The sequence below is a fragment of the Promicromonospora soli genome, from assembly GCF_014653785.1.
In the GTDB taxonomy this organism is placed as follows: Bacteria; Actinomycetota; Actinomycetes; order Actinomycetales; family Cellulomonadaceae; genus Promicromonospora; species Promicromonospora soli.
In genome coordinates, this window is record NZ_BNAS01000006.1 from 363,907 (window position 1) to 387,301 (window position 23,395).

The 23,395-nt window shown below is 71.9% G+C and carries 21 protein-coding genes; 4 read left to right on the top strand and 17 right to left on the bottom strand.

Features of this window, described 5'->3' with window-relative positions; genetic code table 11:
- Nucleotides 1-26: 26 nt before the first annotated feature.
- Both IE250_RS19910 and IE250_RS24675 read left to right on the top strand, forming a co-directional pair.
- Complete coding sequence (locus IE250_RS19910) at nt 27-383, top strand: iron chaperone (RefSeq protein WP_189671028.1); 357 nt, start codon at nt 27-29, stop codon at nt 381-383.
- A gap of 98 nt (nt 384-481) precedes the next feature.
- A complete protein-coding gene (locus IE250_RS24675; RefSeq protein WP_229872607.1) occupies nt 482-1,741 on the top strand; it encodes a sigma-70 family RNA polymerase sigma factor in 1,260 nt (419 codons plus the stop codon).
- Between the two features lie 75 nt (nt 1,742-1,816).
- Here IE250_RS24675 and IE250_RS19920 read toward each other — a convergent pair whose 3' ends face one another.
- From IE250_RS19920 to gtfA, 3 genes are all read right to left on the bottom strand, one after another.
- Nucleotides 1,817-3,223 (bottom strand): MFS transporter, encoded by a 1,407-nt coding sequence (locus IE250_RS19920; RefSeq protein WP_189671029.1) that lies wholly within the window; start codon nt 3,221-3,223, stop codon nt 1,817-1,819.
- 116 nt (nt 3,224-3,339) lie between these two features.
- Nucleotides 3,340-4,668, bottom strand: a complete 1,329-nt coding sequence (locus tag IE250_RS19925; protein ID WP_229872608.1) for an alpha-hydroxy-acid oxidizing protein — start codon at nt 4,666-4,668, stop codon at nt 3,340-3,342.
- A gap of 53 nt (nt 4,669-4,721) precedes the next feature.
- On the bottom strand, nt 4,722-6,212 hold the full coding sequence (gene gtfA, locus IE250_RS19930; RefSeq protein WP_189671031.1) for a sucrose phosphorylase: 1,491 nt from the start codon (nt 6,210-6,212) through the stop codon (nt 4,722-4,724).
- 106 nt (nt 6,213-6,318) lie between these two features.
- Between gtfA and IE250_RS19935 the strand changes: the two genes are divergently transcribed.
- Both IE250_RS19935 and IE250_RS19940 read left to right on the top strand, forming a co-directional pair.
- Nucleotides 6,319-7,419: an alpha/beta hydrolase gene (locus tag IE250_RS19935; RefSeq protein ID WP_229872609.1), complete on the top strand. Its 1,101-nt coding sequence runs from the start codon at nt 6,319-6,321 to the stop codon at nt 7,417-7,419.
- Entirely contained in the window at nt 7,416-8,204 is a 789-nt protein-coding gene (locus tag IE250_RS19940; protein WP_229872610.1) for a glycerophosphodiester phosphodiesterase family protein, read from the top strand. The genes IE250_RS19935 and IE250_RS19940 overlap by 4 nt, the downstream gene beginning before the upstream one ends.
- Here IE250_RS19940 and IE250_RS19945 read toward each other — a convergent pair.
- From IE250_RS19945 to IE250_RS20010, 14 genes are all read right to left on the bottom strand, one after another.
- Nucleotides 8,201-8,929 carry a hypothetical protein gene (locus IE250_RS19945; protein ID WP_189671034.1) on the bottom strand — a complete coding sequence of 243 codons (729 nt, stop codon included), beginning with the start codon at nt 8,927-8,929 and terminating at the stop codon, nt 8,201-8,203. The genes IE250_RS19940 and IE250_RS19945 overlap by 4 nt on opposite strands.
- Before the next feature lie 39 nt (nt 8,930-8,968).
- On the bottom strand, nt 8,969-10,126 hold the full coding sequence (gene aroB, locus IE250_RS19950) for a 3-dehydroquinate synthase (RefSeq protein ID WP_189671035.1): 1,158 nt from the start codon (nt 10,124-10,126) through the stop codon (nt 8,969-8,971).
- Nucleotides 10,123-10,677, bottom strand: coding sequence for a shikimate kinase (locus tag IE250_RS19955; protein ID WP_189671124.1), 555 nt, complete (start codon nt 10,675-10,677; stop codon nt 10,123-10,125). The genes aroB and IE250_RS19955 overlap by 4 nt, the downstream gene beginning before the upstream one ends.
- 44 nt (nt 10,678-10,721) lie before the next feature.
- Entirely contained in the window at nt 10,722-11,936 is a 1,215-nt protein-coding gene (gene aroC, locus IE250_RS19960; protein WP_189671036.1) for a chorismate synthase, read from the bottom strand.
- A 97-nt stretch (nt 11,937-12,033) separates the two neighbouring features.
- Entirely contained in the window at nt 12,034-12,957 is a 924-nt protein-coding gene (locus IE250_RS19965; protein ID WP_189671037.1) for a shikimate dehydrogenase, read from the bottom strand.
- A gap of 2 nt (nt 12,958-12,959) precedes the next feature.
- Nucleotides 12,960-13,973, bottom strand: a complete 1,014-nt coding sequence (gene mltG, locus IE250_RS19970) for an endolytic transglycosylase MltG (protein ID WP_189671038.1) — start codon at nt 13,971-13,973, stop codon at nt 12,960-12,962.
- A gap of 352 nt (nt 13,974-14,325) precedes the next feature.
- Nucleotides 14,326-15,495 (bottom strand): endolytic transglycosylase MltG, encoded by a 1,170-nt coding sequence (gene mltG / locus IE250_RS19975; RefSeq protein WP_229872611.1) that lies wholly within the window; start codon nt 15,493-15,495, stop codon nt 14,326-14,328.
- A 4-nt stretch (nt 15,496-15,499) separates the two neighbouring features.
- Complete coding sequence (ruvX, locus tag IE250_RS19980; RefSeq protein WP_229872612.1) at nt 15,500-16,153, bottom strand: Holliday junction resolvase RuvX; 654 nt, start codon at nt 16,151-16,153, stop codon at nt 15,500-15,502.
- A gap of 13 nt (nt 16,154-16,166) precedes the next feature.
- Nucleotides 16,167-18,869: an alanine--tRNA ligase gene (gene alaS / locus IE250_RS19985; RefSeq protein ID WP_189671039.1), complete on the bottom strand. Its 2,703-nt coding sequence runs from the start codon at nt 18,867-18,869 to the stop codon at nt 16,167-16,169.
- A gap of 179 nt (nt 18,870-19,048) precedes the next feature.
- Nucleotides 19,049-19,303 carry a hypothetical protein gene (locus IE250_RS19990; RefSeq protein ID WP_189671040.1) on the bottom strand — a complete coding sequence of 85 codons (255 nt, stop codon included), beginning with the start codon at nt 19,301-19,303 and terminating at the stop codon, nt 19,049-19,051.
- A complete protein-coding gene (locus IE250_RS19995; RefSeq protein WP_189671041.1) occupies nt 19,300-19,704 on the bottom strand; it encodes a DUF948 domain-containing protein in 405 nt (134 codons plus the stop codon). Before IE250_RS19995 ends, IE250_RS19990 begins: the two co-directional genes overlap by 4 nt.
- 130 nt (nt 19,705-19,834) lie before the next feature.
- Nucleotides 19,835-20,461 carry a 30S ribosomal protein S4 gene (gene rpsD, locus IE250_RS20000; RefSeq protein ID WP_189671042.1) on the bottom strand — a complete coding sequence of 209 codons (627 nt, stop codon included), beginning with the start codon at nt 20,459-20,461 and terminating at the stop codon, nt 19,835-19,837.
- Nucleotides 20,462-20,694: 233 nt separating this feature from the next.
- A complete protein-coding gene (locus IE250_RS20005; RefSeq protein WP_189671043.1) occupies nt 20,695-22,101 on the bottom strand; it encodes a replication-associated recombination protein A in 1,407 nt (468 codons plus the stop codon).
- Nucleotides 22,102-22,162: 61 nt separating this feature from the next.
- On the bottom strand, nt 22,163-23,395 hold the full coding sequence (locus tag IE250_RS20010; protein ID WP_229872613.1) for an AI-2E family transporter: 1,233 nt from the start codon (nt 23,393-23,395) through the stop codon (nt 22,163-22,165).

Below are 23,395 nucleotides of genomic sequence, written 5' to 3' on the forward strand. Positions count from 1 at the left end.
GCACCCGGCCTGGCGAGGCTGTTCCCATGGACGAGTTCACCGAGTACATCGCGAGCCTGGACGGCGCGGAGCGGGACGCCGTCGAGCACGTGCGAGCGCGGGCGCTCGAGCTCGTGCCCGACGCCGAGGAGGGCATGAGCTACGGCATGGCCGCCCTGCGCTACCGTGACAGCCCGCTCGTGTCGGCACATGCGTCGGCGAAGCACATCGGGCTGTACCCGTTCAGCCCACCCGCGGTCGAGGCGCTCGCGCCGGACCTGGCCGGCTTCTCGACGTCGAAGGGAACCATCCGGTTCACCCCCGACCATCCCGTGCCCGACGACGTCCTGGACCGCCTCATCCTGTTTCGCCGCGATGAGATCGACGCCATGCGCTCACGCTGAGGGCGGTGCTGAAGGGCGTGCTGAGAGCGCGCGCCGTCCCGCTGTCACGTTCCGTGCTCGCATCTCGTCGGTGGGTCATGACGCGAGAGCATGGCCCCATGACGGACCCCGACAGCCGCCGCCTCGACGACGCCGCCCTCGGCCGCCTGCGGCCCCTTGCCTTCTCCGTGGCCTACCGGATGCTCGGCAGCGTCGCCGAGGCGGAGGACGTGGTGCAGGAGGCGCTGACGCGGGTCTCGCAGGCGGAGGACGTGCGCAACCCGGACGCGTTCGTCACCACCGTCACGACGCGGATCGCCATCGACGTGCTGCGTTCGGCGCGGGTCCGGCGCGAGTCGTACGTGGGTGACTGGCTGCCCGAGCCCCTGGTCGGTCCGATCCCGTCGAACCTGCCCGTCGCCATGGCCACCCCGCCGCCCGACACCGCCGGGCACGCCGAGCTGGCCGACGATCTCTCGACGGCGTTCCTCGTGCTGCTGGAGACCCTCACCCCGACGGAGCGCGCGGCGTTCCTGCTGCACGACGTGCTCGGCTTTCCGCACAGCGACGCCGCCGACGTCATCGGCACGAGCGAGGTCGCGGCGCGTCAGCTGGCGTCGCGTGCCCGACGCCGGATCGCGCGCCACCGCGACGACGTCGCGGATCGCGAGGCGCAGTCCAGGGCCGCGAGCGCCGTCTCCGCACGGACGGGGCGCGGGCTGAGCTGGCGGGACAACCCCGTCAAGCAGGACGGGCACGCCAGCCCCGGCGGGCAGGACGGGCGCGACAGGCGCGACGGGCGCGAGGCTCACGAAGGGCACAGCCCGCACGACGGGCGCGACACCCACGACGCCCACGACGCCCACGACGCCCACGACCAGCAGAGCCCGCGGGGCTGGCGGCCCCGCAGCGCAGACGACCGGGCTCGCGCCGAGCAGCTCGTGTCCCGGTTCCTGGCCGCGTGCGAGGAGGGTGAGGTGGACCCGTTCCTGGAGCTGCTCGCCCAGGATGTGGTGCTGACCGGTGACGGCGGCGGGAAGGTGCCGCCCGGGATGTCGATCTCCCGGCCCGTCGCGGGTCGCGACACGGTGGCGCGCTTGCTGGCGGGCTTCATGCGCCGTGGCGCGCCGCTGCACTTCGAGCGTGCGCTCGTGGGTGGGGAGCCTGGGCTCCTCATCGTGGCGGACGACGCCGTGGGCGGCGGTCTGCTCGGGACGTGGGCGTTCGAGATCTCGGACGGGCGGGTCGCGGCGATCCGTGGCGTGATCAACCCGGAGAAGCTGCGGCACCTGGGGCCGTTGGCCGATCTGGACCGGCTCCAGGCCGCACTGAAGGAGGCGTTGAAGGAGACGCGTCGGACGCGACGTCCCATCCGCTAGCCGGCGCGCCCGCCGGCCAGCCCCGAACAAGGCGACCACCCGGCGCCCAGCCGAGTGCGTTGGCTACGCGTCCGGTCAGGCGTCGGCGACCGGCGCGTCCTGCACGAACCACATGAGCACGAGGCCGACGAGGACCACGGCGATGATTCCGAGGGTGCCCCAGATGGTCGCGCCCGTGGCTGCGATGGCGATGGTCCACAGGGCGCTCGACATCCAGGAGGTCGCCCGGCCGGTGGTGGCGTAGAGGCCGAAGATCTCGGACTCCTTGCCGGCGGGTGTCACGCGGGCCAGGTAGGAGCGGGACGCCGCCTGCGCCGGGCCGACGCACCCCGACAGGACCAGTCCGCCGACCCAGTACACGATCGGACCGAGGTCGCGCAGGAAGACGACGGCGAGCCCGGCGACGACGATGATGCTCAGCGTGGTGAGGATGACTCGCCGGGGGCCGAAGCGGTCGTCGGCGCGGCCGACCAGGATCGTGCTCGCCCCGGCAACCAGGTTGGCGGCGATGCCGAAGATGATCACCTGGTCGGTGGAGAATCCGAAGCTGACGCTCCCGATGATGGCGCCGAAGGCGAAGACGCCGCTGAGCCCGTCGCGGAACACGGCGCTTGCCAGCAGGAACCAGAACGTGCGGCGCGAGGTGTGCCACAGCGCCTTGATGTCACGGAACAGCACCGGGTAGCTGGCGAAGAACCCGACCTTGGGCCGGCCCTGGGTGGGGGGTAGCTCGGGCACGAAGGCCAGGATCGGCCAGGCGAACCCCAGTGCCCAGACCGCGCAGCCGACCGCGATGACACGGTAGGCGAGGCCGTTGTCGGTGGGCATCCCCCACCAGTCCGCCGCGTTCGCGACCACGACGAACACGAGCGCGAGGATGCCGCCCACGTAGCCGAGGCCCCAGCCGAGCCCGGACACCTTGCCGACGGTCTTCGGCGTGGCGACCGAGATCATCATGGCGTTGTAGTTCACGCCCGCGATCTCGTTGAGCACGCTGCCCAGACCGATCATGATCGCGCCGAACACGAAGTACGCCGGGTCCGCCTCGACGAACCAGAGCGCGAGCATGCACAGCACCATGCCGCCGGTGGCACCGGCGAGCCACGCCTTGCGGCGGCCGGTGGCGTCGGCCCGCTGGCCCAGCACGGGGGCGAGGACAAAGATGAGCACGCCGGCGAGGGTGTTCCACAGGCCGAGGCCGCTGGTCAGATCGGCCAGACCGCGCTGGTAGGCGGGGTCGTCCTTGCCGAGCGCGGCGACAGCCGGGTCAAGGAACGAGTCCGAGATCAGGTATGCGGCGGTGAACACGAAGGTGAGGATCACCGTGTTGAACGGCTGGGTCCCCCAGTCCCACAGCGCCCAGGAGTAGACCTGTCGGCGCGGGATCCGCACGCCTTCCTGCAGCTCCAGGCCCGTCGTCGGCGGCGCCTGGGCGTCAGTCGTCAGGTCCGGCGTTTCAGGTCCGTGAGCGGCGTCGGTCATGGCCGCAGTCTGCCCGGATCTGGTGAACGGCGGGTGCCGGAGCCGGTCACGATCTCATACCGACCCACCTGCAGGAAGACGAGTCGGACGAGTCAGGCAGCGAGCCAGACGGCGACTCAGACTGCGAGGTTGTGCCGCCCGATCTGCCCCGTGTCCGACACGCCCGCGAGCGCCATGGTGATGTCGAGCTCGGCCAGGATGTGCTCGGTGACGGCGCGCACGCCGTCGGCTCCCGCGAGGGCGAGGCCGTAGACCCAGGGGCGGCCCAGGAGGACGGCGTCGGCGCCGAGGGCGAGTGCGGTGAAGACGTCGGCGCCGGTGCGGATGCCGGAGTCGAACAGTACGGGAACGCCACTGCCAGGGTGCTGGCGCACCGCGTCGACCACCGGGGCCAGGGTGTCGAGGGATGCGACGGCGTTGTCGATCTGCCGCCCGCCGTGGTTGGACACGATGATGCCGTCGGCGCCGTGGTCGAGGGCGGCGCGGGCGTCGTCGGGGTGCTGGATGCCCTTGACCAGGATGGGCAGGGTGGTGCGTTCGCGCAGCCAGGCGAGGTCGGCCCAGGTGAGGGTGGAGCGGGAGAAGACGTCGAGGAACGTCTCGACGGAGGCGCGCGCGTACGGCTGGGTCAGGTTGCGCAGGGTGGGGCCGGAGTGGTGCCGGGCCATGGACAGCAGGGCGCGGACGGCGGCGGGCGTGGGCCGGTTCGACGGCGCGGCCTCGCCGGCCGCCGCGGCGCCCCGGACCCGGGCCTCGACCAGCGCCCGAAAGACGGGGTCGCTCAGGTACTGGGCGATGCCCTCGGCGCGGGCGAACGGCAGGTAGCCGAGGTCGAGGTCTTGGGTGCGCCAGCCCAGCACGTGGGTGTCGAGGGTGACGACAATCGCCTCGCAGCCGCTGGCCTCGGCGCGGGCGACGAACGACTCGACCAGTGCGTCGTCGGACGACCAGTAGAGCTGGAACCAGCGCGGGCTGTCCCCGAGGGCGGCGGCGGTGTCCTCCATGGGCGTGGATGCCTGGGTGGAGATGACGACGGGCAGGCCGAGGTGGCGGGCGGCGCAGGCGAGGGCGGGCTCGGCGTTGCGTGGCGCGGCTGCGCGGCCGCCTCGGCCGAGCCGGTGCTGCACGGCGACCTCCAGGGCCCCGACGGGCCCGAACAGCACGGGGGCGGGCAGGTCGCGTCCGAGCAGGGTGGTGGCCAGCGAGCGTTCGCCGACGTCGACCATCTGGCGTGGCACCGTGCGGTACCGGCCGAACGCCTCGCGGTTCGCGTCGACGGTGCGCTGGGCTCCGGCGCCGCCGGCAACATAGGACCAGGCGGTGCGGGTCATCCGGCGTCGGGCGGCGTCAGCGAGCGCATCCGGGCTGGTGGGCACCGTCGGCCGGCGGCCGTAGACCCCGTTGCTGTAGATCGAGGACTGCACTGTCCGGCCGATATTGCGCATGGCGGACATCCTGTCACGCGCGTGTCACGCGGCCGGGGACCGGCGGGACGACGTCACACGGCGGACTCGTCGAGCACTGTGCCCTCCCCGCCGTCGCGCGTCGCACGCAGCGCGAAGGATGCGTCCCGCACGTCGAGCTCGAGACCGACCCGGTGCGTCACCCCGTCCCGCGCGAGCTCCCAGGACAGCGTCGCCCGGGTGCCGTCCACGGCGGACGAGAAGGCGCCCCCGAACGCGGGGTGGTCACGACGCAGCCGCATCGCATCGAGCTGAGCGCGGACGACGGGGCGGGCGAGCGCCTCCTCGACCTCCGCAGGCGTGTAGCGATGCCGGTTGACGTCCCGGCCGACGCCGGTGGCCTCGAGCAGCGCCATGTCGTTCCGGCCGGCCAGGAGCCCGACGTAGTACACCTGCGGGATCCCGGGCAGGACGAGCTGGATCAGCCGCGCCAGCAGGTAACGGCGGTCGTCGCGCCCCACTGCGTCGTAGAACGTGCAGTTCACCTGGTAGAGGTCGAGGTTCGACGCCGCGGCGCCGGTAGCGAGGCGGCTCGTCCCGTCGCTCGCGTCGTGGATGTGCTCGACGAGCGCGTCGATCTGCTCCGGGAGCAGCAGCCCGGGCTCGCCGGGACGCAGGTCGCTCGGGCCCACGTCGACGATCCCTATCCCGTCGTGCGTGTCCAGAACCGTCACGGCGTTCGTCGGACGGATGTCGAGCCAAGAACGCAGCGGCTCCAGGTCGCGAGCGTGCAGCGCGTGCAGCAGGAGGGGCGGCAGTGCGAAGTCGTAGACGAGATCGACGGTGCGCGCGATCTCGACCTGCTGCGTGTGGTGGCCGTGGATCTCCAGCAGCACGGTCGCGCCACGGGCGTGCGCGAGGTCGAGGATGCGCTGGGTGTACTTGGACGTCGAGGCCGTCATGAAGCAGTCGGTACCTGCCTCCTTGCCCGTGTACCCGACGGCGTCGAGGCGCAGCATGCTCACGCCGGCGTCGGTCAGTGCGTCGACGACCGAGGTGAGGTACTCCCAGGCCTGCGGCGTGCGCAGGTCGATGTCCACCTGGTCGGCGGTGAAGGTCGTCCACACCAGACGCCGTACACCGCCCAGGGTCATCGCCGTGAACGGCAGCCCCGGGCGAGGACGGTAGATCCGCGCCAGGTCCGCCTCGCTCGCGCCGTCGGGGAACACGGACGACAGCGTGAGGAACATCGGCGCCCACGGCGAGTCGTCCCCGCGTGTGACGACGTCCTGGAACCGGGCGGAGCGCGCGGAGACGTGATTGACGATCACGTCGCTCATGACGGTGTGGCTCTCGCCGAGCCGGCGCACGTCCGACCAGGTGCCCAGGCGCGGGTCGACCTGAGCGTGGTCCTCGGGATCGAACCCCGCGTCGGTCCCGTCGTACGGGGTGTAGTAGGGCAGGACGTGCACCCCGGCGAAAGCGCCTGCGAGCGGGCCTTCTACGAGGGCCGTGAGGCGCGGGAGGTCGCCACCGAGGCGGTCGGCGTACGTGATGAGCTGGGGTCCGTCGGGAATCTTGGCCATCGTCGTCCCTCGATCTGTCGTCGGCACTCCTGTGCGTCACTCTATGGTTCTGGGGGCGAGAGTTCTGAGGCGAGAGCTCCCAGGCGAGCAGGGTGGAGGCATTCCGTTGGACGAGCTGGACCGCACGGACGGAGGGGGCGGCCGCGTGGCCGGTGCCCAGGACGCGGCGTCATCGCGGGTCAGGCTTCTCTGGCGCACCGACCACCTGCTCGGCGAACCGTTCCAGGAGACCCGGCTCGGGCCGGCCACCCTGGTGCGGTACCGGCCCTCGGACGGGCCCAGAGCGCCGAAGGCCGCCGTCATCCACGTGCACGGCTACAACGACTACTTCTTCCAGGAGCACCTGGCACGCGCCTTCGCGGCGGCCGGCTACGCGTTCTACGCCGTCGACCTCCGGGCCGCCGGGCGGTCGCTGCGGCCGGACCAGATCCCGCACTTCGTGATGGACCTGCGCGAGCAGGCGAGCGACATCGCGGCGGCCGCCCGGACCGTGCGCGCCCTGGAGCCAGGGCTGCCGCTCGTGGTGCACGCCCACTCCACGGGCGGGCTCACCGCGTCCCTGTGGGCGCACGCCCACCGCAACGCGGCAGGGGCCCACGCCGGACCCGACGTGCTCGTGCTCGACTCGCCGTTCCTCGACCTACGGGCCCCCGAGTGGAAGCGCGGAATCGGGACTCGGGTGCTGGACTCCGTCGGACGGCTCGCCTCGACCGCCGTCGTCAGCGACGGGCCGTCCCGGTACGCCGAGCACCTGCTCGCCGCGAACGGCGGACGCTGGGAGTTCGACACGGCGCTCAAGCGGCCCGAGGGCGTACCCGGCCGGGTCGGGTGGTTCGTCGCCGTGCGGCGCGGGCAGGCGCGCGTCGCCGCCGGGCTGGAGATCGCGTGCCCCGTGCTGCTCGCACGGTCCGACTCGTCCGGCCCGGACGAGCTCGACAACCCGCTGCTCGACGCGCAGGACACGGTGCTCGACGTCCAGCACATGGCCGCCCTCGGGCCGGGCCTGGGCCACGACGTCACCGAGCTCGTCGTCCCGGGCGGCGTCCACGACCTGGTGTTGTCGGCTCGTGGGCCGCGCGAGGCATACCTCGACGGCATGTTGAAATGGACGGACAGCCAGGTCGGCGCCGCGATCGGCGTCCGGGACCTGGCGCAGGACCGAGACGCAGCACCGAGACAGGACCGAGACGTGAGGTACAGCCAGTGAGCTATTTCGAGGGGCCGTTCCAGGCCCTCGCGCACCGCGGATTCGCACATGCCTCGGCCGGTACCGAGGGTCTGGAGAACTCGCTGGCGGCGTTCGGCGCCGCCGTCGACCTCGGCTACCGCTACGTGGAGACGGACGCGCACGGCACCGTCGACGGCGTGGCCGTCGCGCTGCACGACGAGTCGCTCGACCGCACCACCGACGGCGCCGGCCTCGTCGCCGAGCTGCCGTGGTCCGAGGTGAGCGAGGCGCGCATCGGCGGCGTCGAGCCGGTGCCCCTGCTCGAGGACCTGCTGGGCGGGTGGCCCGGCCTGAGGGTAAACATCGACGTCAAGCATCGCTCCGGCATCGGGCCGGTCGCGCGGGCCATCGAGAAGACGTCGTCCTGGGACCGCGTGTGCGTCACCTCCTTCGACGTCGCCCGACGCCGCGCGACGCTCGCCAAGCTGTCCCGCCCGGTGGCGACGTCGGCAGGGCGCAAGGAGATCGCCGCCTTCCTCACCGGGGTGCGGCTCCACGTGCCGGCCCTGTCCCGGCGAGCCCTGCGCAACGTCGACGCGCTGCAGGTCCCGGTGGGCGAGGGGTCGGTCACGGTGGTCGACGTCGCGTCGATCGACGCCGCGCACGCGATCGGCAAGAAGGTGCACGTCTGGACCATCAACGAACCGGACGAGATGGGCCGCCTGATCGACCAGGGCGTGGACGGCCTGATCACGGACCGCGCCGACCTGCTCAAGGACGTCCTGGTCGAACGAGGGCTCTGGGACCAGGGCGGCCCGCTCTAGTCGCCGCCGCCCCCACCACCACCGCCACCGGAGTCGCCGCCAGACCAGCCGCCGCCACCGCCGTCGGAGCTGCCGCCAGCGCTGCCCGAGCCGGACCAGCCGGAGTCACCGCCCCAGGAGCTGCCGCCCGTCCAGCCGTCGGCGCCCGACCACGCCGACGAGCTGTCGTGCGAGCTGCCCGAGGCGCGGGAACCTGTGTTCGGCCGTTCCCCGAGGCGCGTGGTGAATGCCCACAGCGTCCCGCCGTTGGGGAGCAGGAGCCGCGCTGGGCCCTTCACGTCGGGCCCGGCGAAGAGCTCGACGGTCACGGGACCCTGCCGCAGGATCCGGGTTGGAGCCTCTTTCGCGAACAACAGGTGGAGATACCGGTGCTCCCCGCCGTGCAGGACCACCACCGTGCGCATCGGCTGGCCTGACACCTTGCGCTGCTTGGCCACGGCGTGTCCGCGCAGCGTCAGGGACACCGCACCTCGTGCGGCCCTGTCCCAGGCGCCGTGGTTGCGCGCCTGACGCCTGACCTCGACGAAGAACACGAGCAGTCCGACGCCGGCCATGATCCCGACAACCCCGAGGAACAGCGGTGGCGCCTCGAAGCCGTCACCCCAGAAGAGCGACGGCACGACGAGCAGGCCAAGGAAGGCGAGGAAGACCAGCGGGTAGACCAAGCGACGGATGCCGCGTGCTCCCGCCGTGCGTGCGGACGGGAACCCAGGATCCGAGGTCATGAGCTGAGGCTAATGTCCGACTCACCCCGACCGCACGTATTATCCCAGCGTCAGCGTGACCGGGGTGCCCGGGCCCTCGGTCGGGGGCTCCTTCGAGACCTCCGCGTAGGCGGCGGCCAGGAGAGTCGGGTCGGGGCCCTCCAGGCGGACCGGCTTGGCGACGTCGTCCAGCACCACGAACCGCAGCAGGTCGCCGCGCGCCTTCTTGTCGCGGCGCATGGCTGCCAGCAGCTGGTCCCACCGGTCGCCGCGGTAGTGCACCGGGAGGCCGAGCGAGGACAGGATGTCGCGGTGCCGATCGGCGACGTCGTCGGGCAGCTTGCCCGCAAGCCGCGCGAGCTCCGCCGCGAAGACCATGCCGACGCTCACCGCGGCACCGTGGCGCCACTGGTAGCGCTCGGCCAGCTCGATCGCGTGGCCCAGCGTGTGCCCGTAGTTGAGGATCTCGCGAAGGCCGGCCTCCTTGAGGTCCTCGCCGACCACCCGGGCCTTGACCCGGACCGACCGCTCGACGAGCTCGGCCACCACGGCCCAGGTCTCGTCGGAGGCGTCCGCGCCGGCCCAGTTCCGCAGCTCGTCGACGTGGGCCTCGACCAGGTCGAGGATCACGGGGTCCGCGATGAAGCCCGTCTTGACGACCTCCGCCAGGCCCGCCACGAGGTCCCACTTGTCGAGCGAACCCAGCGCCGCCAGGTCGCACAGCACGCCCGCCGGCGGGTGGAACGCCCCCACGAGGTTCTTGCCCTCGGACGTGTTGATGCCCGTCTTGCCGCCCACGGCGGCGTCGACCATCGCGAGCAGCGTGGTCGGCACCTGCACCACGCGGATCCCGCGCAGCCACGTAGCGGCCACGAAGCCGGCCAGGTCGGTGGTGGCTCCCCCGCCGACGCCGACGACGGCGTCCGACCGCGTGAAGTCCAGCTGCCCCAGCAGCCCCCACAGGAACGCGGCGACCTGGGGCGTCTTGGCCGACTCGGCGTCGGGCACCTCGGCCACGAACGCCTCGTAGCCCGACGACCTCAGGTCCTCCGTGATGGCGTCCGCCGTCGCCGACAGCGCCGCCGGGTGGATCACCATGACCTTGCGGGCGGCGCCCACCAGCGACGGCAGCTCGCCCAGCAGGTGGCGGCCGATGACGACGTCGTAGGGGGCGTCGCCCTTGACGGTGATCCGGGTGGGAGCGGTCTGGATGCTCACCTGGTGCTCTCCTCGTTCTTCTTGGGGTCCATCAGCTCGGGGACCCGCAGCCGCAGGCCGAGGGCCTCGACGATCTCTGCCGCCACCTGCTCGCCGGGGCGCTCGCTCGACACGATCGTCAGGGTCGCGAGCCGCTCGTAGGTGGGGCGCCGCTCGGTCATCAGCTTCTGCCACTGCGCGCGCGGGTTGCCGAGCAGCAGCGGCCGGGCCTGGTTCATGCCGACCCGCTGGGCGGCGATCGCCAGCGGCACGTCCAGGAAGACGACGTGGCCGCCGCCCGCCGCGTACTTCTCGAGCGCCTCCTGGGTCGCCGGGTTCATGACGGCGCCGCCGCCGAGCGACAGCACGCCGTCGTGCTCCGCGAGGGCGGCGAGCACAGCCGCGGACTCGAGCTCGCGGAACCGGGGCTCGCCGTCGTCCACGAAGATCTCGCTGACGGGCTTGCCGGCGGACGCCTCGATGTCCGCGTCGGTGTCCCGGACCGTGACGCCGAGGCCGGCGGCGAGGATTCGCCCCACCTTGGACTTGCCGGAGCCGGGCGGGCCGATCATGACCGCGACCGGCCCCTCGTGATTCGTGTCGTGACTGGTGCCGGTCACTGCAGCAGCTCCGGGATCGCGGCGACGTAGGACTCGAGGTTGCGGCGCACCTCGGCCACCGAGTCGCCGCCGAACTTCTCCAGCGCGGCCTCGGCCAGCGTGAGGGCGACCATCGCCTCGGCGACGACGGCGGCGGGCGGCACCGCGCAGACGTCGGACCGCTGGTGGTGGGCGGTGACGGGCTCGCCGGTGGCGGTGTCGACGGTCGGCAGCGCGCGGGGCACCGTCGAGATCGGCTTCATCGCGGCGCGCACGCGCACGATCTCGCCGTTCGACATGCCGCCCTCGATGCCGCCGGCGCGGTTGGTGGTGCGCTCGATGCGGCCGGGTCCCCGCACGATCTCGTCGTGGGCGGCGGTGCCGCGGCGGCGAGCCGTGCGGAAGCCGTCGCCGACCTCGACGCCCTTGATCGCCTGGATGCCCATGAGGGCGGCGGCCAGGCGGGCGTCGAGCCTGCGGTCGCCCTGCACGTAGGTGCCCAGCCCGGACGGCACGCCGTAGGCGAGCACCTCGACGACGCCGCCGAGCGTGTCGCCGTCCTTCTTGGCCAGGTCGATCTCCTCGACCATGAGCTTCGAGGAAGAGGCGTCGAGGCACCGGACCGGGTCGGCGTCGAGCGCGGCCAGGTCGTCGGGGGTCGGCAGCACGGAGTCGTCGGGCACCGTGGCACCGCCGATCGCGACCACGTGCGACACCAGGCGGATGCCGAGGGCCTGCTCGAGGAACTTCGCGGCGGCGACGCCGAGCGCGACGCGGGCAGCGGTCTCACGGGCCGAGGCCCGCTCCAGCACGGGCCGCGCGTCCTCGAAGCCGTACTTGCGCATGCCGATCAGGTCGGCGTGGCCAGGGCGCGGGCGCGTCAGCGGCCGGTTGCGGGCCACCTCGCGCTCGTCGCCGGTGCCGGCGTCGACCATGAGGGCCTCTGCGGGCACCGGGTCCGCCGACATGACGTCGGTCCACTTCGGCCATTCCGTGTTGGCGATCTCGATGGCGAGCGGCCCGCCCTGCGTGATCCCGTGGCGCAGGCCGCCGAGCACACGCACCTCGTCCTGCTCGAACTTCATCCGTGCCCCGCGGCCGTAGCCGAGGCGGCGGCGCGCGAGCGCGCTCTGAATGTCCGACGTCGTCAGCTCCACCCCGGCGGGCAGACCCTCCATCACGCCCACGAGGGCAGGACCGTGCGACTCACCCGATGTCAACCAACGCAGCATGCTCGGATTGTTTCACGCGCGTGACAGGGACGGTGCACCGGTCCGGTGGGCGGCACACCGACGGCAGCCGCCGTCCGGCATCGGCGTGTCGGGCGGGTCACCGAGGGGCGGCGAGGGCCGCCTGGAGCGCCTCGTCCATCGCCGCCAGCGGTGCTGGGCGACCGGTCATGAGCCGCACCTGCTCAGCGGCCTGGTGCAGCAGCATGCGCTCGCCGCCCACGGCTCCGGCCCCCAGGGTGGTCCACGCGGACTGCAGCGCAGTGGGCCGCGGATCGTAGACGACGTCGAGCAGCACGCCGCCGGGCTTCTCGCCGGTCCCGGTGAGCGGGCCGGCGAGCGGGTCCGTGAGCAGGGTCGCCCACATGTCCGCCGCAAGCTTCGGCATCGTGGAGACGACGGCGTCCGCGGCCGCCAGGGCCGACGTCGTCGCCTTGTCGTCGAACACCTCGAACGACGGGCTCACGCCCATCCGGGCCACTGCCTCGCGGAGCGGGCCGATGCGGTCCAGGGACCGCACGAACACCCGCGGCGAGGCGCAGCCGAGCTCGGCGAGCGCCGCGAGCGCTGACGCCGCGGTGGCTCCCCCGCCCAGGACCACGGCGTCCGAGACCCGGCGGGTGCCGAGCCCTTCGCGCAGCGCTGCCACGATGCCGTGCACGTCGGTGTTCGTGCCGGTCATGGTGACCCCTCCGCGGCCCGCACCCCCGACCGCTGAGAACAGCACGGTGTTCACGGCGCCGACCGCCTCGGCGAGAGGCTCGACGTGGTCCAGCAGCGGGATGACCACCTGCTTGAGCGGCATCGTCAGGCTCAGGCCGGCCCAGTCGGGGCTGACGTCGCGCAGGAAGCCCGCCAGGGCGTCCTCGGTGACGTCGTGCACGCCGTACTCCCAGCCGTCCAGGCCGAGTGCCCGGTAGGCCGCGCCGTGCAGCACCGGGGACAGGGAGTGCGCGACGGGATGACCCAGTACGGCGGCGCGGCGCTTCGGGGTATGGGCGGAACCTGCGGTGACAGTGCGCATGATCAGTAGCCGTTCGCGTCTTCCCAGGCCCGGAGCTCGGCCACGAGCGTGTTGAACTCCTCCTCCGTGGTGGCGAACTTGGTCTCGCCTGTCTCCAGGTTCACCGCGCACCAGTACATCCACGGGCCGTCGGCCGGCTTCATCGCCGCCTGGATGGCGCTGCGGCCCGGGTTCGAGATGGCCGTGGGCGGCAGGCCCTTGTGGCGGCGCAGGTTGTACGGGTTGGATGCGTCGTCCAGCTCGGACTGGTACAGCGCCCCGCTGGTGCGGCCGACGCCGTAGAGGATCGCGGCGTCGATGCCGAGGTACCAGTCCTGCTCGATCCGGCTGTGGATCACGCGGGACATCTTGGGCTGGTCCTCGGGGTTCTTGGCCTCACGCTCGATCAGGGACGCCATTGCGAGGATCTCCTCGCGCTGGTCGGAGGGGACGTCGACCGCGTCCAGCACGCTGACGGTCTGGACGATCATCTGCTGCAGGACGTCCGCTGCGGGAGTCTCCTCCGGCTTCACGTCGTACGTGCTGGGGAACAGCCAGCCCTCCGGCTTGCCGCCCGCCTCGGGTGGGAGCATCTGCTTGACGTTCTTGAACGCCGCCCTGACGTCGGCCTTGGGCCAGCCCTGCTTGATCATCCGCTGCTCGATCTGCGTGGCGGTCAGGCCCTCCGGGATGGTCAGCCCGCCCCGGACGACCTTGTTCTCCGCCAGCAGGGCCACGGCCGACGCCGCGCTCATCTGCAGGTTCAGCGTGTGCGTGCCCGGCTGGATCGCGACAGCGTCCGGGTTGGCGTTGAACGCCCGGATGAACGCACCGGAGCTGGCGACCACGTCCTTGGCGACGAGCTCCTCGGCGATCGTGTACCCGTTGGCGTTCTCGGGCACCTCGACGTCGACCGGCTCCCCGCCCGCACCCTCGTAGTCGGCGGCCGCCAGCGGCGTCGGGATGCCGAAGAGGTAGCCGTCGTTCTTCACCGTCCACGCGCCGAGACCGCCGACGACCACCAGGACCGCGACCACGGCGATGATCAGCGGGCGCCTGACGCCCCGGCTCCTCCGGCGGGAGTAGACGTCGCGATCCCCTCGTCGCCCGCGAACGCCGCTGGCGTGCCTCGGTGGCCCCTGATAAGTCACTTCGGGAAGGGCCTCGGTCACGCTCGCTCCATCCTCTGCACTGCCTGGATCTCTTGCACTGCCTGGATCTCTGGTCGACCCACGCGCCTGGACAACGGCCGGGCGCGCGTCATCGCGGCCGCAGGTCACGATCACATCACAGCCCGGGTGCCGCGAACGCTACCCCGATCGGTGCATTCCCGGCCAACTCCCGGGATTCAGCACGCAGAACCGCCAGGAGCCCGCCCTGCCTGCGATTTCACCCGTTGGCGGCCTGCCAGTCGCGCAGCTCCTGCACGTACGTCTGGTGCTCCGCGAAGTCGTCGGCGAACTTGGTCTCGCCCGTGTCGAGGTTGACCGTGACCCAGAACTTCCAGTCGCCCGGTGCGGGGTTCAGGACCGCGTCGATCGAGACCTCACCCGGGTTCGCGATGGGGCCTGGCGGCAGCCCCGTGTGCTCGTACGTGTTGTACCGGTTCTTCGGGTTCTCGGTATCCGCCCTGGTCAGCTCCGTGCCCGGCTTGCCGGCGCCGTAGGCGACCGCGGCATCGATCTCGAGGAACATGCCGTCCTCGAGCCGGTTGTCGATCGCTCGCGCGATCTTCGGCTTGTCCTCGGCGTGAAAGCCCTCGCGCTCCACGAGCGACGCCTTGGTCAGCACCGTCTGCCAGTCGGCGCCGGAGACGTTCCTCTCCTTGAGCACGCCGCTGGTGCGCTCGACCATCTGGGACAGCAGCCCGACGGCCGTGTCGTCCGGCGTCACCGTGTACGTGTCGGGGTACAGCCAGCCCTCGGCATTGCCGCCAGCCTGCTTGGGGAGCCCGATCTTGCCGGGGCGGTTCAGGGCCGCCTCGAAGTCCTTGGCGGGCAGGCCCGTGACCTGCACCGCACGCTCGACGATCTGGTCGACCGTGTAGCCCTCGGGGATGGTGAGCTGCAGGTCCACGGTCGCGTTCTTCACGAGCAGCGCGACGGCGTCCCGCGCGGGCATCTCCTCCAGCATGGTGTGCGTGCCGGGACGGATCAGCACCGAGTCCGGGTTCGCCTCGAACGCCTCGGTGAACGCCGACACGCTGGCGACCACGCCGGCCTCGTAGAGCGCCTCGCCCATGGCCGCCCCCGTGGCGCCCTCGGCGATCTCGACGTCGACCTGGTCGCCGCCGGGTCCCGGGTAGTCCTTGGACTCGAGCGGGGTCGTGAGCCCTGTCAGGGACTCGAGGTTGGACCACACCGCGTAGCCCGCGCCGCCGACCAGGACGAGGGCGACGAGGAGCACGACGAGCGAGCGGCCGCGCTTGCCGCGCCGACGGCGGCGCTGTGCCCTCCGGACCGATCTCGGCCCGGGGAACGCGGGATCTGCCTGGGGGCGCGGGGGCGCCGTGAAGAGGTCCGTCACCGGAGACTCACTGTCCTTCGCTGGGGAGTTCATCTGGTCATTCGTGCGTGTCGTGCACGGTTTCCACCTCGACGAGCTCGCCGGCGCGCTCCCCCTTCGCCCGCTCCGCGTCAAGTGCAGATTGCAGAATGATAACGGCTGCGGCCTGATCGATCACGGACCTGTGCTTCTTGGTTTTTCTGCCGGCCGCGTGGAGCGCTTGATGAGCCGACACCGTGGTCATCCGCTCGTCCACGAGCCGGACCTCCGCGCGCTCCCCCGTGGCGGCGAGCGCGACCACGAGCCGGGCCGCGAACTCGCGGGCGTCGGCCGTGGCCGCGCCCTCCTTCCCGGACAGGTGCCGGGGCAGCCCGACGTAGACGACGGCGGCGAATCGCTCGGCCGCCTCGGCGACGATCCGGGCCACGTCGGCGGTAGTGCCCTGGGCACTCCTCCCGGCCTGGCTGCCTGTCTGTCTGCCGGTCTGGCTGCCGGTCTGGCTGCCGGTCTGCTTGCCCGTGCTACCGCCCTGCTTGCCCGGCGTTGCGAGCACCCGCGGCACGGTCTCCACCGGGGTGGCGACCAGGCCGTCGGGGTCGCTCGCGGCCAGCCCGATCCGCGCCATGCCGACGTCGACCCCGAGCCGGGCTCCGCGAGGGAGCCCGGGCCGGGCGTCGTCAGGCGGTTGCTGCGCCTGTGGAAGGGCGGCCATCGAGGCTCCGGCTTCAGGCGCCCACTGCGACGAGGCGCACGCCCTCGGCGATGCCGGCCAGCGCCTCGCCCAGCTTGGCCGGGTCGGTGCCGCCGCCCTGGGCCATGTCCGGCTTGCCGCCGCCACCGCCACCGAGCGTCTGAGCGGCCGTCCGCACCAGGTCGCCGGCCTTGTAGCCGGCCTCGCGGGCGGCGGCGTTGGTCACGACCACCACGACGGGGCGGCCGCCCGAGACGCCGCCGGCGGCGGCCACGACGGGCTCGGCCTCGCCGAGGCGCGAGCGCACGTCGAGCACGAGGGCGCGCAGGTCGTCGGCCTGGGCCTCCCCGGCGTCGTGCGTGACGACGCGGACGTCGCCAACGCGGGGGGCCTCGGCGGCGAGCCTGCCGGCAGCGGCCAGGAGCTGGCCCTGCCGCATCGCGGCGAGCTCCTTCTCGGCCTCCTTGAGGCGGGACACGAGCGACCCCACGCGGTCGGGGAGCTCCTCGGCGCGCGTGTTGAGCAGCCCGGTGAGCTGTCCGACGAGGGCGTGCTCCTTGGCCTGGAAGCCGTACGCGCCGTCGCCCACGAGGGCGTCCACGCGGCGCACGCCCGAGCCGATCGACGACTCGCCCAGCAGCGTCACGCGCCCGAGCTGGCCGGTCTGCCTGACGTGCGTGCCGGCGCACAGCTCGCGCGACCAGTCGTCGCCGATCGAGACCACGCGGACGACGTCGCCGTACTTCTCGCCGAACAGCGCCATGGCGCCGGCGGCGCGGGCCTCGGCGATCGGCATGAGCTGGTCGGTGATCTCGAGGTTGTCGGCGAGGCGCACGTTGACACGCTCCTCGATCTCCGTCAGGGCGGAGGCCGACACGGCCGACGGCGAGCGGAAGTCGAACCGGATGCGGCTCGGGGCGTTCTCCGAGCCGGCCTGCGTGCGGTCCGGGCCGACCAGCTCGTGCAGCGCCTTGTGGATCATGTGCGTGGCCGAGTGGGCGCGGCTGATGGCCTTGCGGCGGGCCGTGTCGATCTGCGCGGTGCCCGGGTCGCCCAGCGCCACGGTGCCCTCGATGAGGCGGCCGCGGTGCACGCTCAGGCCCTTGATGGGGCGCTGCACGTCGTCGACCTCGATCGTGGCGCCGGCGTCGAGCACGATGGTGCCGTGGTCGGCGAGCTGGCCGCCGGCCTCGGCGTAGAACGGCGTGCGGTCCAGGACCACCTCGATCTCGGCCGGGGCGGTGACGGCCGGGGCGGGCACGCCGCCCGTGAGCAGGCCGGTCACGCGCACGGAGGCGTCCGTCTCCGTGTAGCCGAGGAACTCGACGGGGCCCGACAGCTCCTTCTCCAGCGTCTCGTAGGCGGCGACGTCGGCCCCGCCCGTGCGCTTGGCGAGGGCGTCGGCGCGGGCGCGCGAGCGCTGCTCCTGCATCAGCGAGCGGAAGGCCTGCTCGTCCACCTGCACGCCCTGCTCGGCGGCCATCTCGAGGGTGAGGTCGATCGGGAAGCCGTAGGTGTCGTGCAGCTGGAACGCGGCCTCGCCGGGCAGCACCAGGTTGTTGCCGCCCTGTCCGGCGCCCTTCTTCAGGTTCTCTACGGCTGTGTCGAGGATCGTGGTGCCCGAGGCCAGGGTGCGCCGGAAGGCCTCCTCCTCGGCGTAGGCGACCGCGGAGATCTGCTCGAAGTTGGTGGCGAGCTCCGGGTAGGAGGGAGCCATGGCCTCCTTCGAGACCGGCAGCAGCGCCGGCAGGGCGAGGCCGTCGACGCCGAGCAGGCGCATCGCGCGCACGGAGCGGCGCAGCAGACGGCGCAGCACGTAGCCGCGGCCCTCGTTCGAGGGGCGCACGCCGTCGCCGATGATCATCAGGGCCGAGCGGACGTGGTCGGCCACGACGCGCATGCGCACGTCGTCGTCGTGGTTCTCGCCGTACTTCTTGCCGCTGAGCTTCTGGGCGGCCTCGATGACGGGGAACACCTCGTCGATCTCGTACATGTTGTCCTTGCCCTGCAGCAGGAAGGCAACACGCTCGAGACCCATGCCGGTGTCGATGTTCTTGTTCTCGAGCTCCCCGACGATGCGGAACTCTTCCTTCGACCTCACCTCGTCGATCGCGTACTGCATGAACACGAGGTTCCAGATCTCGACGAAGCGGTCGCCGCCCTCGTCGATCAGCGGGCCGCCGTCCGGCCCGTACTGGGCGCCGCGGTCGTAGAAGATCTCCGAGCACGGGCCGGCCGGGCCGGGCTGGCCCGTGGACCAGTAGTTGTCCTTCTTGCCGAGCCCCTGGATGCGCTCGTCGGGCAGGCCGACGATGTCCTTCCAGAGCTGGCGGGCCTCGTCGTCCTCGTAGTAGACGGTGACCCACAGCTTGTCCGGGTCGATGCCCAGCTTGCCGTCCTCCAGCGAGCCCGTCAGGAAGTCCCAGGCCATGCGGATGGCGTCGGCCTTGAAGTAGTCGCCGAACGAGAAGTTGCCGTTCATCTGGAAGAACGTGCCGTGGCGCGTCGTCTTGCCGACGTCGTCGATGTCCAGCGTGCGCACGCACTTCTGCACGCTCGTGGCGCGCTTCCACGGCGGCGTCTGCTGCGCCGTCATGTACGGGATGAACGGCACCATGCCCGCGATGGTGAACAGCGTCGACGGGTCCGGCGAGATCAGCGACGCAGACGGCACCACCGCGTGACCCTGAGCTTCGAAGTAGTCGAGCCAACGCTTGCGGATCTCGGCGGTGCGCATGAGGTCAGTGGTCCTTCTTCTCGGTCGTACGGGATTGGGGTGCGCGAGTCGCGCAAGTCGCCCTACGTGACTCCACGCCTATTCTGCCGCTGGTAGCGCGGCAGACGAAAACTGAATGATCCGCCTGGACGACAGGCCTGCCTGGACGACCGGTCTGCCCGGAAGGCGGAGCGGTCTCGCTACCGCTCGTGGCGCGGCAGCTCGCCGCGGAGGGAGGCCATGAGCTCGGCCTCTCGCTCGGCGCGGGCCGTGGAGAAGTCCGACCGGAACGTGTGCGCCACCTGGTTCAGGCGCGTCCCGGCGCCGTCCAGCGCGGCCGCGGCGCGCACGCTCACGGCCTCGGGCGTGTAGCGAGCGACGATCTGGCGGCCCTTGTGGATCACGACGACGGTGACGGCCACGCCCACGCCCACCCAGAACAGGCGGCGGATCATGCGCCGGCCCCGGACGTGGTCGGGTCGGTGTGCTTGCCGCCGCGGGCGCCGGCCCGGGCAAAGGCCTGGCGCACTCCGTAGGAGAAGGCCGCGACCTTGACGAGCGGGCCGCCCAGCGTCGCCGCGTACAGGCCCGTCAGCGCGGACACGTTCTCACTGACCGACGCCGCGGACGTGGTGATCGTGTCGACCTTGACGAGCTGCGTGTTCGCGGAGGCGACGGTGCTCGCGGCCTCGTCGAGGATCGGCACCGAGTGCTCGGTGACGTCGCGGACGCTCGAACGCGCCTCGTCGAGGAGCTTTCCCAGCTTCCACAGGGGAACGGCGAGGAAGCCCACAAGGAGCACGAACGCGATCGCCGCGATCAGTCCCGCCACGTCTCCGAGGTCGCCGAGGGTCATACCCATCTCCTGAGTCATCTCGAGTTTTTGCTTCGTCCGGCCTGTTCACCGGGCCGCCTCGTCACCCTATCCCGGTACACGAACGCCCCGCCCGCGCATCGCGCGGACGGGGCGAACTTGTACCGACGGATCAGCGAGCGTAGAACTCGACGACCATCTGCACGTCGCAGGTCACGGGGACCTCGGCGCGCTTCGGCTTGCGGGTCATCGTGACGGTCAGCTTCTCGAGCTGGACGTCCAGGTAGCCCGGCAGGGTCGGCAGCACGTCGCGGTGCGCGCCGGCGGCGGCGACCTGGAACGGCACCGTGGTCTGGCTCTTCGGCTTGACCTGGATGGTCTGGCCGGGCTTCACGCGGAACGACGGGCGGTCCACGATCTTGCCGTCGACCAGGATGTGGCGGTGCGTCACGTGCTGACGCGCCTGCAGGATGGTGCGGCCGAAACCGGCACGCAGCACCACGGCGTCGAGGCGGGTCTCGAGGTCCTCGACCATGACCTCACCGGTCAGGCCGGCCTGCTTGCGGGCGTTCTCGTACACCTTGAGGAGCTGCTTCTCGCGGAGCATGTACTGGGCGCGCAGACGCTGCTTCTCGCGCAGACGCACCGCGTAGTCCGACTCGGTGCGGCGACGGGCGCGGCCGTGCTCGCCGGGCGGGTACGGGCGCTTCTCGAAGTGCTTGACGGCCTTGGGCGTGAGCGCGAGGCCCAGCTTGCGGCTAAGGCGCACCTGGCGGCGCGCACGGGTCACAGAAGTCACTGTGTCTTCCTGTCCTGTAGTGAATGAAGGTCACACCCGCGCACAGCTCTCCCGCGAAGGGGAACCGCACCGGGTGCGGGACCAGCCGATGGAGCGAGGCGATCAGATCGCCTCGGTCACGGGGCCGAGGTCCCAGGGAGCTGCCATAGGCAACCTGACTATCTTAACGCACGTCAGCGCTCCGGCTCGCCGTGGGTCGCGTCACTGCTCGGGCCTGTCACTGCTCGGGTCCGTCATTGCTTGGGCTCTGCGCTGCCGAGGATCCCCCGGATGCGCTCCAGCCGCTCGGAGACCTGCCGCTCGTAACCGCGGTCGCTCGGGTCGTAGTACCGCGAGCCCGCCAGCACGTCCGGCAGGTACTGCTGTGGTGCGACGCCGTGCGGCCAGTCGTGTGCGTACCGGTACCCCTCGCCGTGGCCCATCTGCTTCGCGCCCGCGTAGTGCGCGTCGCGCAGGTGCGCCGGCACCGTGCCGATCCGCCCGGCCCGCACGTCCGCGAGCGCCGCGTCCACGCCGAGGTAGGCGGCGTTCGACTTCGGGGCGGTGGCCAGGTGCACGACGGCCTCGGCCAGCACGATGCGACCCTCGGGCATGCCGATGAGCTGCACGGCCTGCGCGGCGGCGACGGCGGTCTGCAGGGCGGAGGGGTCGGCCATGCCGACGTCCTCGGCGGCGGAGATGACCAGGCGCCGGGCGATGAAGCGCGGGTCCTCGCCCGCGGCCACCATGCGGGCGAGGTAGTGCAGCGCGGCGTCGACGTCGGACCCGCGGATGGACTTGATGAACGCGGAGATGACGTCGTAGTGCTGGTCACCGTCGCGGTCGTAGCGGACGGCGGCGACGTCGACTGCGCGCTCGACGTCGGCCAGGCCGATCCGCGGGACGGCGTCGCCCCCGCCGGCAGAGACCTCGTCCGAGAGCACGGCGCCGGCGGCGGCCTCGAGGATGGTGAGCGCCTTGCGGGCGTCTCCGCCGGCCAGGCGCAGGAGGTGTTCGGTCGCTTCGTCGTCGAGCTCGACCGATCCGCCGAGGCCGCGCTCGTCGCTCACGGCGCGCAGGACGAGCTCACGGACGTGCTCGGTCTCCAGCGGCCGGAGCGTGAGCAGCAGCGACCGGGACAGGAGCGGCGAGTTCACGGAGAAGCTGGGGTTCTCGGTGGTCGCGGCCACGAGGGTGACCCACCGGTTCTCGACGCTGGGCAGCAGCGCGTCCTGCTGCGACTTGGAGAAGCGGTGGACCTCGTCGACAAACAGCACGGTCTCGTCGCCGCCGGTGGCGAGCCGGCGCCGGGCGTCCTCGACCACCTGGCGTACGTCCTTGACGCCGGCGGTGACGGCGCTCAGCTCCACGAAGCGGCGTCCGGACACGGTGGCCACGAGGTAGGCGAGGGTGGTCTTGCCGGTGCCGGGCGGCCCCCAGAGGATGACCGAGGACGGCGCCGAGCGTGTGGAGCCCTGGCCGTCTGCTGGTTCTATGAGCCGCCGCAGCGGCGACCCGGGCTCCAGCAGGTGCTCCTGCCCGGCGATCTCGTCGATCGAGGCCGGGCGCATGCGGACGGCGAGGGGCGACGACGCCCGCGCGGCGGGGGTACCCACCGCGTCTGTCGTCACCGAGCTGAAGAGATCGTCGAACACCGCCATCCCCCCAGCCTACGGACGCTCACCGACACTCCCGTGCAGAGAGAGGTCTCTACCTCGAGCGTCACCCTTCCCTGCTCGGACTGGCGGGGGTGGGTCGTGTGACGCCCCTAACGGCGCCGTCGGGCACTTCGGGCGGTGGCTCGCCCTTCTCGTCGTCTCCGGCGTCCTCTCCGGCGTCGTCTCCGGCCGGCACTGCGTCGGGGCGGCTGCGCAGCGTGCCGAACACTGACCACGCCACCGAGATGAGCGGGACCGCGACGATCGCGCCGAGGATGCCGCCGACCACCGTGCCGCCCGTGACGCCCAGGGCGACCACCACGGGGTGCAGCGAGACCTGCCTTCCCATGATGAGCGGCTGCAGCACGTGCCCCTCGAGCTGGCCGATGCCGGCGATGCCGAGCGTGACGATGAGGGCGATCAGGATTCCGTCCGCCGCGAGCGCCACCACCGCCGCGATGATCATCGCAAGGGGCGCGCCGATGAGCGGGATGAACGTACCGATGAACACGAGCACGGCCAGGGGTGCCGCGAGGGGCACGCCGAGGATGGACAGGAAGATGCCCGCGAGGATGCCGTTGGTGATCGCGACGAGCACGATGCCGCGGGTGTAGCCGGAGAACGTGTTCCAGCCGGCGCCCGCCACGGCCTGCCACCGGTCGCGGGTGCGCACGGGCACCTGGGTCATGAACCAGCCCCACATCTTGGCACCCGAGGCGAGGAAGAAGACCGTGCAGAAGATCGCCAGCGCCAGCACGGCGACGCCCTCGACGATCGAGCCGGCGCTCTCGGCCGCGCGGCTGACGAGGGTCTGGGAGTTCTCCTGGATCCAGCGGGCGGCCTCGCCGATCCACTGGTCGCGCGTGTCGACCTCGACGTCGACCGGCAGCGGGTTGTTCTCGATGAGGTCGACGATCTGGTCGATGCCGGTGTTGAACTCTCCCGCGAGCTTTTCCCACTGGCCGGCCACGGAGACGACGACGTACGCCACGAGGCCGCCGACGACGAGGAGGCCGGACAGGATGGCCGCCGCCGTGGCCAGGGCGCGGTGCATGACCCGGGCGTAGAAGTCGGTCACCGGGTTGAGCACCGCGGTGAAGACCAGCGCGAGGAACACCGCCACGAAGACGATCAGCACCTGCGTGACCGCCCAGAACACCAGGGCGATCCCGGCCACCAGGACGATCAGGCGCCACGACCAGCCGGCGGAGGCGCGCAGCCAGGGCGGCGGGGCGGGCTGGGCCGGCGCCGGGTCGCCGTGCCGTGCGGCGTCTGCGTGTGGTGCGGGGTCAGACAC

What these genes read in the sequence shown, in the direction of transcription:
- IE250_RS19965 (WP_189671037.1), bottom strand. Translation starts at nt 12,957, where the DNA reads ATGCGCACTGTCACCGCAGGTTCCGCCCATACCCCGAAGCGCCGCGCC.
- IE250_RS24675 (WP_229872607.1), top strand. Translation starts at nt 482, where the DNA reads ATGACGGACCCCGACAGCCGCCGCCTCGACGACGCCGCCCTCGGCCGC.
- IE250_RS19945 (WP_189671034.1), bottom strand. Translation starts at nt 8,929, where the DNA reads ATGACCTCGGATCCTGGGTTCCCGTCCGCACGCACGGCGGGAGCACGC.
- gtfA (WP_189671031.1), bottom strand. Translation starts at nt 6,212, where the DNA reads ATGGCCAAGATTCCCGACGGACCCCAGCTCATCACGTACGCCGACCGC.
- aroC (WP_189671036.1), bottom strand. Translation starts at nt 11,936, where the DNA reads ATGCTGCGTTGGTTGACATCGGGTGAGTCGCACGGTCCTGCCCTCGTG.
- IE250_RS19990 (WP_189671040.1), bottom strand. Translation starts at nt 19,303, where the DNA reads ATGATCCGCCGCCTGTTCTGGGTGGGCGTGGGCGTGGCCGTCACCGTC.
- IE250_RS19910 (WP_189671028.1), top strand. Translation starts at nt 27, where the DNA reads ATGGACGAGTTCACCGAGTACATCGCGAGCCTGGACGGCGCGGAGCGG.
- IE250_RS19955 (WP_189671124.1), bottom strand. Translation starts at nt 10,677, where the DNA reads ATGATCGGCCCGCCCGGCTCCGGCAAGTCCAAGGTGGGGCGAATCCTC.
- ruvX (WP_229872612.1), bottom strand. Translation starts at nt 16,153, where the DNA reads ATGGCCGCCCTTCCACAGGCGCAGCAACCGCCTGACGACGCCCGGCCC.
- alaS (WP_189671039.1), bottom strand. Translation starts at nt 18,869, where the DNA reads ATGCGCACCGCCGAGATCCGCAAGCGTTGGCTCGACTACTTCGAAGCT.
- IE250_RS20005 (WP_189671043.1), bottom strand. Translation starts at nt 22,101, where the DNA reads ATGGCGGTGTTCGACGATCTCTTCAGCTCGGTGACGACAGACGCGGTG.
- mltG (WP_229872611.1), bottom strand. Translation starts at nt 15,495, where the DNA reads ATGAACTCCCCAGCGAAGGACAGTGAGTCTCCGGTGACGGACCTCTTC.
- IE250_RS19925 (WP_229872608.1), bottom strand. Translation starts at nt 4,668, where the DNA reads ATGCGCAATATCGGCCGGACAGTGCAGTCCTCGATCTACAGCAACGGG.
- IE250_RS19995 (WP_189671041.1), bottom strand. Translation starts at nt 19,704, where the DNA reads ATGACCCTCGGCGACCTCGGAGACGTGGCGGGACTGATCGCGGCGATC.
- IE250_RS19920 (WP_189671029.1), bottom strand. Translation starts at nt 3,223, where the DNA reads ATGACCGACGCCGCTCACGGACCTGAAACGCCGGACCTGACGACTGAC.